Genomic DNA, 16,792 nt, shown 5'->3' with positions numbered 1-16,792 from the left:
ACCTGCACGGCGGTGCGCACTTGCTCGGTGTAGTGGAACCGGTTCAATGCCGGTTCCAGGGCGTCGCCGCCACTCATGGGCTGGTAGATCACCGGGCAATCGGTGTGGGTGCCTATGGTGCCCAGGCCGCCGACGCGGTCGGTGAGGACGAGGGTGTGGCCGTCGGCGCGGTGTTCGAAGGTGTAGAGCAGGCCCTCTTCGGCGGCGAGGCGGGCGATGAAATCGAGGTCGGTTTCACCGGCTTGCACGCAGTATTCGCGCGGTTGGTGCTCGAAACAGATTTCGTTGCGGATGTCGGTGAGCTTTTGTTCGGCCAGCACGCTGGTGATGATCTCGGGCACGGTCTGGGCCTGGAAGATGCGCCAGTTGGAGCGTAGATCGAAACGCTTCAGGGTCGGCTCGACCACAGCGGTGTAGCGGGTGCGGCGAAAGCCGGTGTCGCCCTGTTGGAACAGGCTGACCAACCCGTGGACGTAGCGCACTGGAGTGTCATCGCGCCAAATGGTGAACACGGCGGCGAGGTCGAGCATGCGGTAGAAGTCGATGGCCGGGTGATGGCTGACCAGCTCCAGCTCAAGTTTGAAGGGCTGCGAGAGGCCTTCTTCGAGGGTGAACGAGACCACTTCGAAGGGATCGCCCCGCAGCGGTTCAAAGGTGAAGCGAAGGTCTGATTGAGCGGCCATGACGTGCTTCCTGCAAATCCAGCGAGCCCGTCGGTTGGGGTGACGGGGTGGCATGGGCATCTATATCGATAAGTTGATGTAGGTCCTATCTGAATCATGTCTTCAGGTGGTGGCCTGTTTAAATAGGAAAAGTCGCTGCTTGATGAAGGGCGCTTCCCAATCAGGTGCTTATCGCTGGCGCGGCGAGGACGTTTCGTCTGAGGATGGAAAAAGATCCGACGTCAACGAGGAGGACATGCTGTGGAAGTCGTCACCGGGGAGCTTGATCACCAGGGGAGCAACCCTTTGCTGGACCGCTCAGCGCCTTTGCGCAGGGCAGTGATGCGCCTGGGGTTGATTTGTCTTGATCGTGAGTGGCGTGGCACGCAGGCGCAGTACCGTTTTCAATGCCCGCGCAACCATGTGTTCTCCAGAGCGTTCACCACCATCACCCAAAGCCGGTCAGGCGGATGCCGACAGTGCGTGGAGCAGGATCAGGATGCGCGGTTGTTTACTTTGGCGGCTTCGGCTGGGGTGACGTGCCAGGAGCCACGCTGGTTGGGGGTTACGGCACAACATCGCTTTCGTTGTGCGCAGGGGCATGAATGGGTGCGATCTGGAGCGCGTGTGCTCGGAAACGCCAGTTGCCCTTCGTGCAGGCGTAGTGAGCATTCGGTGCGGTCGCGTCGACACGATGGTTTGCTGAAGTTGCAGGCCACAGCGGCCGCTCATGGCGGCACTTGCCTTGCTTCGGAGTACCTGGGGGGATCTGAGTCTTACGCCTTTCGCTGTGCCCAGGGACATGTCTGGGAGACGAAAGGCAATGAGGTCATCCGGCGCACCTGGTGCCCGGAATGTGCCCGGTTGCGCAAGGTGGTCGGCTATCGAAGCCAAGACGGTTTGGCGCAGCTGCGGCGCAGGGCCACCGAGCGGGGTGGGGTGTGCTTGAGCGACTACTATGAGGGCGGGCGCGCCTATTACCGGATGCGCTGTGCCAAGGGGCACGAGTGGACGGCGCCGGGTAGAAGAATTTTACGCGGAGGCTGGTGCCTGAAATGCGCGTATGACGCCAAGCGGCTGCGTTTGGAGGATATGCTGGTCGCGGCCAAAGCGCGTGGTGGGCAGTGTCTTTCTGCCACGTACGTCAACAACAGCACCAAGCTCCATTGGGTGTGCCACCGTGGACACAGTTGGCATGCGCCGTTCGCCACTATCAGGGCCGGGCATTGGTGCCCGGAGTGTGCGTATATGGCCAAAATCACCAATGCTCACTCCAAGGCCAGGCGCCGGTATGCCAAGGCGGCAACGGGTGACACGGGGCGTGGTGAGATGCCGAGCTCGCGTGTTCAATGAGCCGTTTATGTGGCCTCGTACAGCGCCTGCGCTGAGGCACCGAACTAACTGCCCAACACCACGCCAATACCGCTTTTGTGCTTGACGGATTTCTGGATGCCAAGCCCGGTCTGTTCGGAAAAATCCACGTGTCGACGATCCTGGCGTCCTACATCGCCTACTGCAAGAAGCGTCCGGACCTGCACGCCAAATCCCTCTACAAAATGCCCGGCGGTGTGCCGATGGCCTGGTTTTCCCTGGGGTTTCTCGCGTTTGTGCTGGGCCTGTTGGCGTTGCGGCCGGATACACGCTTGGCGCTGTGCGTGATGCCGGCCTGGTTTATCTGGCTGGGGGTTGCTTATCAGTTTTCACGCTTTAAGGGGGGCCATTGGATCAAGGCGCCGCATTCGGTCACAAGTGATCCGCATCAATGACCGCCTTGGCAAACGCTTCGGGCGCTTCCTGAGGCAGGTTGTGGCCCACGCCGCCGTTGATCAGGCGGAACTCATACTTGCCGGTAAAACGTTTGGCGTAGTCCTCGGGCTGCGGATGCGGGGCACCGTTGGCATCGCCTTCGAGGGTGATGGTCGGCACGCCAATCGAGGGCGCCTGGGCGAGTTTTTGCTCCAGCGGATCGTACTTCGTCTCACCTTGGACCAGGCCCAGGCGCCAGCGGTAGTTGAACACGGTGATCGCGACGTGATCCGGGTTCTCCAGGCCCTTGGCGCTGCGGTCAAAGGTGGCGTCATCGAACTTCCATTGCGGCGAAGCCAGTTGCCAGATCAGCTTGGCGAAATCGTGGGTGTTTTTCTGGTAGCCGGCTGCACCGCGCTCGGTGGCGAAGTAGAACTGATACCACCATTGCAGTTCAGCTTTAGGCGGCAAAGGGTTCTTGCCCGCCGCCTGGTTGCCGATCAGGTAACCACTGACCGACACCAGCGCCTTGACCCGTTCCGGCCACAGCGCCGAAACGATGTCGGCCGAGCGTGCGCCCCAGTCGTAGCCACCGAGTACGGCTTGCTTGATCTTCAGCGCGTCCATGAAGTCGATCACGTCACTGGCCAGGGCAGCCGGTTGGCCGTTGCGCAGGGTGTTGTCCGAGAGGAAACGCGTACCGCCATAACCCCGGGCATAGGGGATCAGCACGCGATAACCCTTGGCCGCCAGCAGCGGTGCGACCTGGGCGTAACTGTCGATGTCGTAGGGCCAGCCATGCAGCAGGATTACCACTGGGCCGGTGGCCGGGCCAACTTCAGCGTAGGCCACGTCCAGCAGGCCGGCCTTGACGTGCTTGAGGGCACCGAAGGCGGTTTGTGGGCTGGCGACGGCGCGGGTAGGCGCCTCGGGCATTTCGGCTCGGGCCATGCCCAGAATGCCGAATTGCGACAAGGCCACGGCCAGGAAAAGGGATTGGCGGTTGAAACGGCGAGTCAACTGAGTGTGCATGGCGAGCCTCCTGCGGCTGGATGTGTGCCGGGTGCTCAGTTGAACGCCGGGCTGTATCTGGCCTGTTTCAGGAAACCCGTTGAGTTAAAGGCTGTGTATCGCAGTGAGCTCTGTACACACTGCGATACAAACCTTGCAGACGTTGAATTGAGAAGCCCCAAGTCACCCCTTCGGCAGCCGCTGCCAGGTAGGACGAATCGGCGGCTAAGACAGCACGATCTCATAGGGTTCACGCATTCTCTCCAGCAGCACCTGGGCCAGCATCGGTGCCAGGCCGATCTGCGGGTCGCCAGCCAACTGGCTGGCATAGGCATGGGCTGCATGGAGCTTGCGTGCGACGGTCCACGTGTCCAGGCGCACCTTGCGTGCACGTTGCCAGGGGATGATTGCGCCTTCCCGAGCGGGCCAGTGCCAGGCCCAGATCGGCAGTTCATACAGACGCGCGCTCACCAGGCTGCAGGCGTTGGCGCTGGCGCGGCCGACGGTGTCGTGGTCGTCATTGCCGTCGTTGCGCCAAGTGCTGAACACGACATCGCCCGGTTGCAAGTAGCGCGCGATGAATTGGCTCAGTTGCGCCTCACGGCCGGCGAGGGCGTCGTCACAGAAGCCGCCGCGAATCCACTTCAGGCTGTGCAAGGGCATGCCCAGGCGGCGTAGGGCCTCGACACTTTCCTGGGGCCGTACCACGCTCAGGCGGCTGGCGGGCCAGACGTCGGACCCTGGGTGGCTGGCGCTGCCATCGGTGATCGAGATGAGTTGCAATGGATGCTCCAATGTACTGAGCAATTGCAGCAGGCCGCCACAGGCCAGTACTTCGTCACCGGGATGGGGGGCGATGATGACCACACGCGCGCCGGGTGGCACCAATGAGGACGGGGAGATAGGAGGGATTTGCGCCAACTGCGGGGCGCTGTTCCAGATTTGCTCGGGGCCGCGACGGCCGTCGCTTAAGGAAGCAAGCTTCATGGGGTGTCACATCCTTGTCGATTGATGCTGGGTCGTGGTCCGTTGACGGGACGACACTCTTCTATCCACTACAGGCTCCGCCGCAGTGGTTGCATGGCACTCCACCCTTGGAACGCCAGCAAGGCGTCATCAGCATAGACAAGGATCTGTCGGTTTTACATTTTGTAATGTCGTTTTTTTCAAGTAGCGTGCATCAGGGTCTTCAAGTAATCACCGAAACCACCCTGGGCGCGGGCGTCCAGGCGCGCACTGGTGATCACCTGCGGGGTATGGCTCCAGGCGATGGAGGCGCCGCACAACTCCAGGTTACGCACCAATTGCACATCCTCATGGCACGGCAGGGGTTCGAAGCCACCGGCGCGGACATAAGCGCCAGCGCTTACACCCAGGTTGGCACCGTGGATGTGCCGATGGCCGTCCCGCGCCTCGTAAGCCTGGTTATAGCGAATCTGCGCTGCAGAGTCGAAACCTTCACCCCAGGCGTCCACGGTGACCGTGCCACACACAGCATCGGCTCCCAGCGCCAATTGGGCCACCAGCCAATCAGGCGCCACGCGGCTGTCGGCGTCGGTGCAGGAGATCCAACGTGCACCCTGGTTGAGCAGATGCCGCGCGCCCACGCCACGTACGTGTCCCACGTTGCGCGCCTGGACTTCCAGGCATTGCACTGGGTAGGCCTGGGCAATCACGGCGCTGTCATCGCTGCAACTGTCGAGTACAACCAATACAGTCACTTCCTCACCCAGTAAACCTGGATGGCTGGCCGCGATCAATGCCGCGCTCAGGCAGTCCGCCAGCAAGGCCTCTTCATTATGTACCGGGATCAGAATGCCGATCATCGCAAGCCCTCTAGGGTGGCGACCGAAGTGCCGTCACGGCTCCACAAGTCGAGTAGGAAGTCGTGTTCGTGGTGGCTGCAGACGTGAGGCATGTCTAAACGCTGATGGAGCAGGGTGTGCACCTGCTCGGCAGTTTGTGGGCAACCTTCGATGGCGGGGCGCCAGTGACAGGCCAGCACTTGGCCGTTGTCGGTCAGCGAAACGCGAGCACGATCTACCAGCTCGCTCAGGTCATCGGCGTCGAGGTAATAACACAATTCGCTAAATACGATCAGCTCGAACTGGCCCGCGGGCCACTGTTCGGGCAATCGACTTTGCTGCACCTGGGCATGCGCAAAGCCCAGCAAGCGACTGCGTGCCAGGGCGACGGCGGCCGAGGCCGTGTCGCAACACAGCAGGCGGTCACAGCGGGGCGCGAGTTCGAAGCTGAGTTCGCCATTGGCGCAACCGGGCTCGAACACCGAGGCATAACGTGGCCGGGTGAGCACCGCCAGGGTCAACGCGCGTTTGCGCCGTTCGTACCAGCGTTGGCGAAAGGCCCAGGGGTCGTCGTTATTGGCGAACAATTGGTCGAAATACGGTGTGGCCACACTCATACGAATACCACTTCAAAGGGCTGCAAGAGGCGCTCCACCACATAGGGCGCCAGCACGGGCGCCAGGCCGATCTGCGGATCACCCTCCAACTGGCTGGCGAAGGCATGGATGGCGTGGCGTTTGCGGGCTACCGCTTCACAGGTCAATGGAATCTTGCGGGCGCGGTACCAAGGCACCTGGTCATCCTCGGGCGTTGCCCAGTGCCAGGTCCACACCGGCAGTTCATACAGGGTTGCGCCGACCGCAAGGGAGGCCTTGGCGCTGGCACGGCCGACGGCTTCATGGTCGCAATGACCGTCTTCGCGCCAGGTGGTGAATACGACGTCGGTGGGTTTGAGGTAACGCTGGATAAACGCCGCGAGTTCATCCTCCCGCGCCGCCACCTTACTGTCGGTAAACCCCGCACGCAGCCATTTCAGGCTGTGCAGCGGCAAGCCGAGACGATGCAGCGCCTGGGCCGATTCCTGGGGGCGCACGACGCTCAAGCGCTCGACTGGCCAACGCCGCGAGCCGGGATGACTGGCGCTGCCATCGGTCACCGAAATCAGTTGGATCGGACGGCCAAGTGCCGCGAGCCCCTGCATCAAGCCACCACAACCCAGCACTTCATCATCCGGATGGGGGGCGATGATCACCGCCCGGTGGCCTTCGGGAACCAATTGCGCAACGCTGATCGGCGGCAGCTCGGCCATCTTTGGCGATGCCTGCCAGCGATGCAGCGGCGTGCCTTGGCCAACGATTGGATTGGGTTTCATAACTGCCACCTCCCTGTGGGTTCGCCGGCGACCAACTCGCCAAGGCCGGCCAAGTCGCGCTCGGCGTGACTCTGGCGTACATACACCGGCAAGTCCGCCATCAACTGGGCGAAATGCGGATCCTTGCAGTACGGCCCCGCACCCACAGCGCGTCCGACGTGGTGAATCACTTGTTCGACGGTGTCCTCGATACAGGCCCGAGTCTGTTGCGCCAGCAACCTGCCATTGGCCTTGGGTTCGCGGTCGACCTGTTCCGCGCTGGCGCGCAGTACACAAGCGGCGCTGTTCAGTGCGCTGTCGACCGCCCCGAGGTGGGCGAGGGCGTGGGGCTCGGGGCGTTTGCTGCACTGCTCACGCAAGACTTCTGCCAGGCGTTGGGCCGCGCCGTACCAGCAGGCGGCAATGCCAATGCCGCCTTGCCAGAAACCGGGTCGCGCGAGGTAATCACCCGGTCCGCCCACGGCCAGCCCCCAGGCCTCGTCGAACACTATTTCCACACTGCCGGTGGCGGCCATGCCCACGGCGTTCCAACCTTCGTCCGTCACGACGATACCGGGTTGATCCATAGGCACCGCCACCAACTGCTGGCGGTCTTCTTCGTCCCAGGCCGTCAGCAAGCCATGGCTGACCACCGCCGCGCCGGAACACCAGGCTTTACGCCCTTGTACCTTCAGGCGATGGCCATCTTTGAAAACGCGCACCTTGGCGGTGGGTGGCTCAGCTGCCCACATGCCCCAAATGCTGCCCAAGGGGGGTAAGGGGCTATTGAGTTCGGCAATGATTGCCAACGCGTCGGTGTGGCCCTCGAACAGCTTGCACAAGCGCAGGTCATGGGCAGCCACCTGTGCCAAGCGGCTGAACCGTTCCAGTGTCTGACCGCTGCCCGGTAAGGGCAGCTGGTCCAGGCCTTCCTCCTGAAGCGCCTTCAGGGCCGCGCCCAGGGCTTGCGTGTCCGCATAGCCCCGGTAGCCTTGAAGGAATCCATGCAGTGCCATTTCACACCTCGTCTTCACGCTGCAATTCAAACAGTAACAACGAACGCCCAGTCACCGCGTACTCATGATCAAAATCAAAGCGTTCCTGGCCACGTACCGCCGGGGAGTTGGTGTCGAGCATGCAGGTCCAGAACTCGCCTTCGGGCACTGGCGGCAGGCGGAAATTGACCATGTCGTGGTGGGCATTGACCACCAGCAGCAAGGTGGCATCGGCGCCGGCACGGCGTATCCCGGTTTCCTGGGCGCGGCCATCCATCAACATGCCCAGGCAGCGGCCGTGGCTGTCTTGCCACTGTTCGGTGGTCATCTCATTGCCATCCGGCGCGAGCCAGGTGACGTCCTTCACGCCGATGTCTTCGTTGTAGTCGCCCACCAGAAAGCGCCCACGCCGCAGAATCGGATAAGCCAGGCGCAGCTTGATCAGACGCTTCACAAACTTGAGCAAGGCCTTGCCGTCGTCGTCCAGGTCCCAGTTGACCCAGCCGATCTCGCTGTCCTGGCAATAGGCGTTGTTGTTGCCGTGCTGGGTGCGTGCGAACTCATCACCGGCCACGATCATCGGCGTGCCTTGGGCGAGCAGGAGGGTGGCGAAGAAGTTGCGCATCTGGCGCAGGCGCAGTTCGTTGATTTCCGGATCGTCAGTCGGCCCTTCGACGCCATGGTTCCAGGACAGGTTGTTGTTACTGCCGTCCTGGTTGTTTTCGTCATTGGCCTCGTTGTGCTTGTCGTTGTACGACACCAGGTCGTGCAGGGTGAAGCCGTCGTGGGCGGTGATAAAGTTCACCGAACTGTAGGGACGACGGCCACGATGGTTGAACATCTCGCCCGAAGCGGTCATGCGCCCGGCAAAGTCCGCCAGTTGGCCGTCATCGCCTTTCCAGAAAGCACGCACGGTGTCGCGGAAGCGGTCGTTCCATTCCACCCAGCCCGGTGGGAAGTTGCCCACCTGATAACCGCCGGGGCCGCAGTCCCACGGCTCGGCGATCAATTTGAGCTGACGCAATACCGGGTCCTGACGACAAGCGACCAGGAAGCTGTGACGTTCATCGAAACCATCGCGGTAACGGCCAAGAATGGTCGCCAGGTCGAAGCGGAAACCGTCGACGTGCATCTCATTGGCCCAGTAACGCAGGGAGTCGGTGACCATCTGCAACACGCACGGATGGCTCAGGTCCAGGGTATTCCCGGTGCCGGAATCGTTGATGTAGAAACGCTTGTCATCCGGCATCAGGCGGTAGTACGAAGCGTTGTCGATACCGCGCATGGACAGGGTCGGGCCACGCTCGTTGCCCTCGGCGGTGTGGTTGTAGACCACATCGAGGATCACTTCGAGCTTCTGCTCATGCAGGTGCGCGACCATCTCCTTGAACTCGGCGATCTTGCCGCTGGCGAGGTAGCGCGGGTCGGGGGCGAAAAACGCGATGCTGTTGTAGCCCCAATAGTTGGTCATGCCTTTTTGCAGCAAATGCTGGTCGTTGACGAAGGCATGCACGGGCAGCAGCTCGACTGACGACACACCCAACTGGCGAATGTGCTTGAGCACGTCGTCTTCCATTAAGCCAGCGCAGGTGCCGCGTACGGACTCGCCCACGGAAGGGTGGCGCATGCTGATCCCGCGCAGGTGGGTCTCGTAGATGATCGTGCGGTCCCACGGCACCCGCACCGGCTGGTCGTTGCCCCAGGTGTGTGCCGGGTCGATGACTTTGCATTTGGGCACGAAGGGTGCGCTGTCGCGTTCGTCGAAACTGAGGTCGTCGTCCGGGTGACCGATGGTGTAGCCGAACAGCGCCTCGGACCATTTCAATTCGCCCACCAACTGCTTGGCATAGGGGTCGATCAGCAATTTGTTGTGGTTGAAACGGTGGCCGTTGGCGGGGTCATACGCACCATACACGCGGTAGCCGTAAATCAGCCCTGGGTGGGCGTCGGGCAGGTAGCCGTGGAAGGTTTCGTCGGTGTATTCCGGCAGTTCGATGCGCTCCAGCTCGACTTCGCCGGAATCATCGAACAGGCACAGTTCGACCTTGGTCGCGTTGGCCGAGAACAAGGCAAAGTTGACACCCAGGCCGTCCCAGGTGGCGCCAAGGGGGAAGGGCAAACCTTCACGAATCCGCGACGGCTCGTTGCCCGGCGTCGAAGGGGTTTTATCGGGTTTGCTCATTGAGTTGCTCCTGCAAAGGTCTTTTTTCGGGCCGAACACGGCCGTGCTGACGTGAGGTCAGGCAAATGTCTGATAAGTGCAAATCATTGTAGGAGCCGGCTTGCCGGCGATAGCGGCGGTACTGTCAACCTCTGCGTCGACTGCGATTGCGCGATCGCCGGCAAGCCGGCTCCTACAGGTCGGGTCAGCTGGCGGGCTTGCGCGGCGCCTTCGGCTTCTTCTCGGCGGCAGGCTTGGGAGGAGGCGCAGGCTTGGCTTTCGCCGGCGGCTTGGGAGCGCTGGCCTTGGGCTTGGCCGCTGCCTTGGGTTTGCTTGGCGTCAGCGCTTCGGCTTCCGCCAGTTTGCGCGCCATCTCCCAGTGGCGTGCATCTTCACCATGGGGTTTGCCTTCGGACTCCCAGATCTGATGCGCCAGTTCGCGTATGCGTTTGTCTTCAGTACTCATCACAATGCTCCTCACAGAAAATTTTCAGCTTTCTTGATCATCAGGATTGATAAAGACATTGACCGGGAAATCCCCCAGGGCAGCGCTAACCAACAGCTCCTTGTCTGGTGTGACTGCGCCTGTATGAAAAAGTCCCTTCCAGTTTTGCGTTGTGGCGGCGAACGGTAATTTCACCCGTGTATCGCCCCAAACCTGCGCATTGATCTGAGGGTGCACACCGTTTTCAAGCAGGTGATGGGGCCAGCGTGGCACCAACACCAGCAGGTACTTGCCCTGGTGTTCGCGAGAGAATGCGACCACCCGGTCAGCGTGCTCGCCGACCACTTCCAGCGGCGTGTAGGTGCCGCTGCGGAACAATTCAGGCAGGGCCTTGCGCAAGGCCAGCACCTGAGCAATCAACGCCTGTTTGATACGCCCGTCGCGCCAGTTGAACAACAGTTCGCCGATGTCCGGTGGAGTCGCCAGCGCCTGTTGCCGTGCGCTGAAATCCACCGGGCGACGGTTGTCCGGGTCTACCAGGCTTAAGTCCCAGAACTCATCGCCCTGGTACAGGTCCGGCACACCCGGCACGGTCATACGAAGCAAGGATTGCGCCAGGCTGTTCAACGCGCCCGCCGGGGCAATCGCCTGAGCGGCATTGCCGATGGCGGTGCGCAGCGCGTGGCCTTCATCGCTGAGCAACAGCCGTGAAAGGAACGTTTCGACGCCTTGTTCATAGGCTTCGTTGGGCGCGCTCCAGCTGCTCTGCAACTTGGCTTCGCGCAGGGCCTTTTGTTGCCACTGCCACAGGCGCTGCTGGTAGCCGTCAAACTCAGTGCCCTGATCCAACGGCCAACTGCCGAGCAAGACTTGATAGAGGATCAATTCGTCGCCGGCCGAGGGGGCGGTGTCGGTTCGCAATGGAGCGGCCAGGGTGCGCCAGTGTTCCACCTGTTCAACAAACCACGGCGCGCATTCACTCAACACCGCCAGGCGCGCACGGGTGTCTTCGCCGCGTTTGTGGTCGTGGGTGGCGGTCGCCAGGAGGTTGTCGGGGAAGGTCCGCAAACGCTGCTGGTTGACAGCATGAAAGTCGGCCAAGGGCGCGCTGAACTGCTCTGTGCTGAAGCCCACGTCGTTGCGCGACAGCAGTACCGCCGAGCGATAGAACGCGGTGTCCTCCACGGCCTTGGCGGCGGCGGGCGACGTCAATTGCTGGAAACGCACGCAGGCATGCTTGAGGATCTTGCGTTCACGGCCTACCGGGCGATTGCGCCAGGGTTGACCGCCCAACCATTTTTCCAGGTGATCGAGTACCGGCCAGTCGCCTTCGCCTAAGGTGGTGCGTGCGCCGTCCATGGCGTGTTGGAACACTTGGTCGTCAGCGTCGCTGCGGCCACGTGCGCTGATGTAGGTGCGGTACACCGGGAAATGCACGATCAGTTCCTGCAACGCGCGTCGGATGGCGCCTAGCGTCAGGTCGCGGGTCATCACATCGTCGCGGGCTACTTGCAGCAGGGCCTGGGCCACACTTTCGAAGTCGCCGCCGAGTGAGCCGTTGAGGATTTGCTGGCGCGCCAGTCGCGCTTCCTCGAGGAAGGCCGAGGGCCGTTCGCTGTGACGGGTCCACAGTTCGGCCAAAGGTTCAAAACCGTCCGGGTGATGTTGCAGCAGCGACAGCTGGTTCATGAATTCGTAGCCGGTGGTGCCGTCCACCTGCCAGTCTTCGCGCAGGGTTTCGCCTGCACCGAGGATTTTTTCCACGAAGATCGGTAAATGCCGCTGCGGTGACAGCGAATCCACCCGGCGCCGCAGCTTGCGGCAATACCCGCGCGGGTCGGCCAGGCCGTCGATATGGTCGATACGCAGGCCATCCACCAAACCTTCGCTGATCAGTTCGAAAATCTTGCCGTGGGTGGCTTCAAATACGGCGGTGCGTTCCACGCGCAAGCCGCCCAGTTCATTGACATCGAAGAAGCGCCGCCAGTTGATATCGTCCGCTGCGGTGCGCCAGCTGGCGAGTCGATAGGCCTGTTGTTCGAGCAGGTGGTGCAGGCGGTCAAAGTCGAACGTCGCCAACTGTCTGTTGATGGCCTGGCGTACTTCGTCTTCAGTGGCCCGTTCGGCCAGGGCTTGTTTGAGCCAGACGGCCTCGTGGTAAGCATCATCCTGATAGGCCAGGGCGCTGAAGCGGTCGGACAAGGGCTTGAGTAATTCATCGCTACCCAAAATCGCCGCGTAGTCCCGTGGGCAGATCGGAAAGCGATGCTCGTAATGCTCGACGTAGAAAGCGCCGTGGGTGGCATCGAACTGCAGGGTCACGGTGCCAGTCTGCAAGGCTTCGCCGTAGTCGCTGCCGAGGAACGGCATCAGCAACTGGCCTTTGAGCAGCGGGTCGGGCGAATGCCACTGGATATCGAAGAACTCGCTGTAGGGGCTCATGCGCCCCCATTCCAGCAGGTCCAGCCACCAAGGGTTATCCGCGCCACCCACGGCCATATGGTTGGAAACAATATCGAGGATCAGGCCCATGCCGTGTTCACGCAACGCGGCGACCAGGCGGCGCAAGGCGGCTTCGCCACCCAGTTCAGGGTTGACGCGGGTGGGGTCGACCACGTCGTAGCCGTGCATGGAGCCGGCGCGGGCGCTGAGCAGCGGTGAAGCGTACAGGTGGCTGATGCCGAGGTGGGCGAAGTAGGGCACCAGGGGCACCGCGTCGTCCAGGGTAAAACCTTTATGAAATTGCAGGCGCTGGGTAGCGCGCAGGGGCAGTGCTTTCATCGGTCACGCTCATAGGCTTGGTTGCGCGCGACGGCCAACAGTTCGAGGCGGCGGGCGGCCCCGGCATTGTCGAGCAGGCTGGAGGCCTCACCCACAAAGCGACGGCGCCAATTGGGGTGGGTGTCGGTGGTACCGGGCAGGTTGGCCTGCTCCTCGACGCCGAGCGCATCCTCCAACGGCAACAGCACCAACGGTGCGCGGGTGTGGCCGAGGTAGCGCACGCTGGCGTCGATCATATGGTCGGTCTCGTTGCGGATCTCATCGACGAAGTTCTGCGGGTCCTGGCTCAAGGCCTGACGCAGTGCCTGGCGTTCGCGCAGGCGGTGTTCGCTCCATTGCTCCACGGTAGGCGCATCGATAAGGCCGAGCTGGATGTTCCAGTCGATATCGCGGCTGTGCCACCAGCCGTTGAGCGTCGGCAAGTCGTGGGTGCTGGTGGTGGCCAGGGCGTTGTCCGTCCAGTCGAGGATCGGCTTGAACTGGCCGTCGTGGTTTTGCTCGAACAGCAACACGCGCATGCCGAGGATCGAGCGGGCGATGAGTTTTTCGCGCAGGCCGTCCGGCACCGTGCCCAGGTCTTCACCAAGCACGATGGCTTGGTGGCGATGGGATTCCAGGGCCAGCAGGCGTAACAGGTCGTCCACTGGGTAATACAGGTAGGCGCCTTCACGCGGCGAGGCGTCCATGGGCATCACCCACAGGCGTTGCAGGCCCATCACATGGTCGATACGCAGGCCACCGGCATGGGCGAAGTTGGCGCGCAGCATCTCGATAAAGGCGCGGAAGCCGTTGCGCTTGAGGCCTTCAGGCGAGAACGCGGAGATGCCCCAGCCTTGCCCGGCGCGATTGAGAATGTCGGGTGGCGCGCCCACGGTCAGGTCCGCGAGCAGTTCATCCTGGCGGCTCCAGGCTTGGCTGCCGCCGCCGTCGGCGCCCACGGCCAGGTCGGCGATCAATCCGACGCCCATGCCACTGCCGCGAGCGGCTTGTTGCGCGCGTTCCAGGCAGCGGGCGATCAGCCATTGGCTGAAGGCGAAGTAGCCGATCTCATCCTGGTTTTCTGCGGCAAAGGCTGCGAGTGCCGGACTCTGCGGGTTGCGCCAGTCTTCGGGCCAGTGGCGCCAGTCAAGATCCTCACCTTTGGCGGCGCGCGCGGCTTGCACCGCTTCGAAGCGGCAATGGTTTTCCAGCGCTTCACCACCGGCCTGGCGGAAACTCAGAAAATCGGCGTGTTGTGGATGCTGGCCGTGGCGGAAGTCTTCGTACAGCGTCCGCATCAGACGCTGCTTGGCCTTGGCAGCTGTGGGCCAGTCGATCAGGCTGTGTTGTTCCAGGTCGTGCAGTTCATCCGTCAGGCCGAGGGATTCAATGGCGTTGCGCACTTCGCGCTCACCCAGGATGCAACCGGGCGAGGCGTACAAGCTGTTGAGGAACAAGCGACTGGAGGGCGAATACGGGCTGTAGCGCTCGGTGTCGGCGCTGAACATGGCGTGCATCGGGCTGATTGCCAAGGCATCGGCCCCGCGTTCGGCAGCCGAACGGGCCAGATGTTCCAGGGCCAGGGTGTCGCCGAAACCGCCATCGCCCAGGCGGCGCAAGCTATACAGTTGCGCGCTGAGGCCCCAGGCACGGGCGGGGCGACTGTCGACGGCCTCGGCGACGCTGTAGCAGTGGGTGGGGGCGACGGCCAGGGTGAACGTCTGCTCGGCGATATGCACTTGGTGATAACCGAGGGCGATGACGCCGGGCAACACGGCGTCGCCATCGAGGCGCAGCTCCAGGGTTTCACCGTCTTCGAGGCTGACCCGGCACAGGGTGTCCGGTTCAAAGTAACGGGCCAGATCCAGGCCTTCGCCGCTGTCGATGGTCATCAACGGTGGCAGGTGTTTGTCTTGTTTTGCCTGTTCCAGTTCAAGCAGGCTGGCGTCGATCTCGGCATCGCTGTCGGCCGGGTGGCCCAGGCCTTTGAGAACGGCGCGCAAAGCGTCGGGTTTCACACGTTGCGGGCGGCCGTTTGCGTCGATCCAATCGACGGCCAGGCCCGCTCGGCTGGCGAGGATTTCCAGGTTCGCTTCGCTCAAGGGTGCTCTCCAACAGGGGATAGGGTAACGCGTGCGCTGTACGCCGGCAGATGGGCGCCGAGGTTGGCAGGCGTTTCGAAAAGGACAGCGCCCGCCGCCGGGTGATCCAGCGGCGCGGCACTCAGGTTGAGGTCGATCTGCAACAGGCTGCCGTTGCCCAGGCGCCAGCGTGCGCTGACGGCCCCCTCGGCCAGCACCTGCGCACCCAGCGCGAGGCTGCCCGGCAAGTGCGGCACGATATGGTGGTGGCGCAGGTTCAGCAGTTGGCGGTAGAGCTGGGCGTGCGGGTTGTCGGTAAACGAGGGGGCCGATTGTTCAAAGGTGGTCGCGTCGTTGGGATCGGGAATGCGTTCACGTCGTTCCGGATCCTTGAACGCGGCGAAATCAGCAAACTCATTGCGCCGTCCTTCACGTACCGCTTCGGCCAACTCGCCGTGATGGTCGGTGAAGAACAGGAACGGCTCGCTGGCGTTGACTTCGTCGCCCATGAACATCAGCGGGATCATCGGTGAAAGCAGCAGGAGGGTGGTCGCCGCGTTCAACGCTTGTGGCGAGCACAGCTGATGCAGGCGCTCGCCCAGCGCGCGGTTGCCGATCTGGTCATGGTTCTGCAAAAACGCCACAAACGCGCTTGGCGGCAGGTGCCCACTGGGTTCGCCGCGTTCATGACCATGCCGAGTGGTATGCCCCTGGAAGATGAAGCCTTCGCCCAGGCAGCGCGCCAATTTGGCGGTAGGCTCCTCGGCGAAGTCACTGTAGTAGGCGTCGGTTTCGCCGGTCAGCAGTACGTGCAGGACGTTATGAAAGTCATCATTCCATTGCGCGTCGAAATCGTGTTGCAGCAGGCTGGCCTGATTGAGCTCGTTTTCCAGCATCAGCCAGACGTGTCGGCCAGTGTCGACTTGTTCGCGAACGCGGTGAGCCAGTTGTTTCAGAAAATCCGGGTTGTCGATGGCATGTACCGCGTCCAGGCGCAGGCCGTCGAAACGGTATTCGAGCAGCCACATCAAGGCGTTATCCAGGAAGAAGTCCCGCACTTCACGCCGGTCGAAGTCGATACCGGCGCCCCAGGGCGTGTGCACGTCTTCCTGGAAGAAACCTTTGGCGTACTGGCCGAGGTAGTTGCCATCGGGGCCGAAGTGGTTGTAGACCACGTCGAGGATCACCGCCAGGCCGTGTTCGTGGGCGCTGTCGATCAGGTGCTTGAGTTGATCAGGCGTGCCGTAGGAAGCCTGGGGTGCATAGGGTAGGACGCCGTCATAGCCCCAGTTGCGTTCGCCGGGGAATTGCGCCAACGGCATCAATTCAATCGCGGTCACACCCAGCTCGGCGAGGCGTGGCAGGTGCTTCTCGACGCCGGCGTAGCCGCCCATTGCGCCGACATGCAGCTCATAAATGACGGCTTCGTGCCAGGGACGGCCTTGCCACTGGCTGTGGCGCCATGGATAGGCGAGGGGATCGACCACCAGGCTCCAACCGTGCACATCCGAGGCCTGGGCCCTGGAGGCAGGGTCGGGTACATCCACTTCCCCGTCGATATTGAAACGGTAGCGCGTGCCCGCCGGGCACGCTATTTCGGTTTCAAACCAGCCTTCCGCCTGCGGCAGCATGGCAATGGACTTGCCGTTTTCCAATTCAACGCTGACATAAAACGCGTCTGGCGCCCACAAGGCAAAACGCGTGTGTTGCGCGTCCAGCATGATTGCGCCGTGGGGCCAGGTTTCCAGAGTCCGTAACGGCATCTATAGAGACCT

Annotated in this window: 12 protein-coding genes and 1 pseudogene; 1 reads left to right on the top strand and 12 read right to left on the bottom strand. The window is 62.3% G+C overall.

Features of this window, described 5'->3' with window-relative positions; genetic code table 11:
* Window positions 1-683, bottom strand: a 683-nt coding sequence (tssI, locus tag EJ576_RS11145) for a type VI secretion system tip protein TssI/VgrG (protein WP_126570360.1), incomplete at its 3' end; no start/stop codon positions are given.
* Window positions 684-2,146: 1,463 nt separating this feature from the next.
* Here tssI and EJ576_RS11140 point away from each other — a divergent pair.
* Window positions 2,147-2,428: pseudogene (locus tag EJ576_RS11140) on the top strand (amino acid transporter); the annotation flags it as partial.
* Here the strand turns inward: EJ576_RS11140 and EJ576_RS11135 are convergent.
* From EJ576_RS11135 to treZ, 11 genes are all read right to left on the bottom strand, one after another.
* Window positions 2,406-3,440 (bottom strand): alpha/beta fold hydrolase, encoded by a 1,035-nt coding sequence (locus EJ576_RS11135; protein WP_126570359.1) that lies wholly within the window; start codon window positions 3,438-3,440, stop codon window positions 2,406-2,408. The pseudogene EJ576_RS11140 and the gene EJ576_RS11135 sit on opposite strands and share 23 nt — an antisense overlap.
* Window positions 3,441-3,644: 204 nt before the next feature.
* On the bottom strand, window positions 3,645-4,406 hold the full coding sequence (locus EJ576_RS11130; protein ID WP_122727263.1) for a PIG-L deacetylase family protein: 762 nt from the start codon (window positions 4,404-4,406) through the stop codon (window positions 3,645-3,647).
* Between the two features lie 179 nt (window positions 4,407-4,585).
* Window positions 4,586-5,245 carry a glycosyltransferase family 2 protein gene (locus EJ576_RS11125; protein ID WP_122727262.1) on the bottom strand — a complete coding sequence of 220 codons (660 nt, stop codon included), beginning with the start codon at window positions 5,243-5,245 and terminating at the stop codon, window positions 4,586-4,588.
* Window positions 5,242-5,841, bottom strand: coding sequence for an SAM-dependent methyltransferase (locus EJ576_RS11120; protein ID WP_122727260.1), 600 nt, complete (start codon window positions 5,839-5,841; stop codon window positions 5,242-5,244). The genes EJ576_RS11125 and EJ576_RS11120 overlap by 4 nt, the downstream gene beginning before the upstream one ends.
* Window positions 5,838-6,596: a PIG-L deacetylase family protein gene (locus EJ576_RS11115; RefSeq protein ID WP_028616297.1), complete on the bottom strand. Its 759-nt coding sequence runs from the start codon at window positions 6,594-6,596 to the stop codon at window positions 5,838-5,840. Before EJ576_RS11115 ends, EJ576_RS11120 begins: the two co-directional genes overlap by 4 nt.
* Window positions 6,593-7,591, bottom strand: a complete 999-nt coding sequence (locus EJ576_RS11110; protein WP_126570358.1) for an acyl-CoA dehydrogenase — start codon at window positions 7,589-7,591, stop codon at window positions 6,593-6,595. Before EJ576_RS11110 ends, EJ576_RS11115 begins: the two co-directional genes overlap by 4 nt.
* Window position 7,592: 1 nt before the next feature.
* Window positions 7,593-9,752 (bottom strand): glycogen debranching protein GlgX, encoded by a 2,160-nt coding sequence (gene glgX, locus EJ576_RS11105; protein WP_028616295.1) that lies wholly within the window; start codon window positions 9,750-9,752, stop codon window positions 7,593-7,595.
* A gap of 184 nt (window positions 9,753-9,936) precedes the next feature.
* Window positions 9,937-10,197: a DUF2934 domain-containing protein gene (locus EJ576_RS11100; protein ID WP_122727254.1), complete on the bottom strand. Its 261-nt coding sequence runs from the start codon at window positions 10,195-10,197 to the stop codon at window positions 9,937-9,939.
* 24 nt (window positions 10,198-10,221) lie between these two features.
* Complete coding sequence (locus EJ576_RS11095) at window positions 10,222-12,957, bottom strand: malto-oligosyltrehalose synthase (protein WP_126570357.1); 2,736 nt, start codon at window positions 12,955-12,957, stop codon at window positions 10,222-10,224.
* Entirely contained in the window at window positions 12,954-15,038 is a 2,085-nt protein-coding gene (gene malQ, locus EJ576_RS11090) for a 4-alpha-glucanotransferase (RefSeq protein WP_126570356.1), read from the bottom strand. Before malQ ends, EJ576_RS11095 begins: the two co-directional genes overlap by 4 nt.
* A complete protein-coding gene (gene treZ, locus EJ576_RS11085) occupies window positions 15,035-16,780 on the bottom strand; it encodes a malto-oligosyltrehalose trehalohydrolase (RefSeq protein ID WP_126570355.1) in 1,746 nt (581 codons plus the stop codon). The genes malQ and treZ overlap by 4 nt, the downstream gene beginning before the upstream one ends.
* Window positions 16,781-16,792: the final 12 nt, after the last annotated feature.

It is taken from the genome of Pseudomonas sp. C 49-2 (assembly GCF_003970195.1).
Taxonomy (GTDB): Bacteria; Pseudomonadota; Gammaproteobacteria; order Pseudomonadales; family Pseudomonadaceae; genus Aquipseudomonas; species Aquipseudomonas canadensis.
This window is presented reverse-complemented; position numbering and strand designations above follow the sequence as displayed.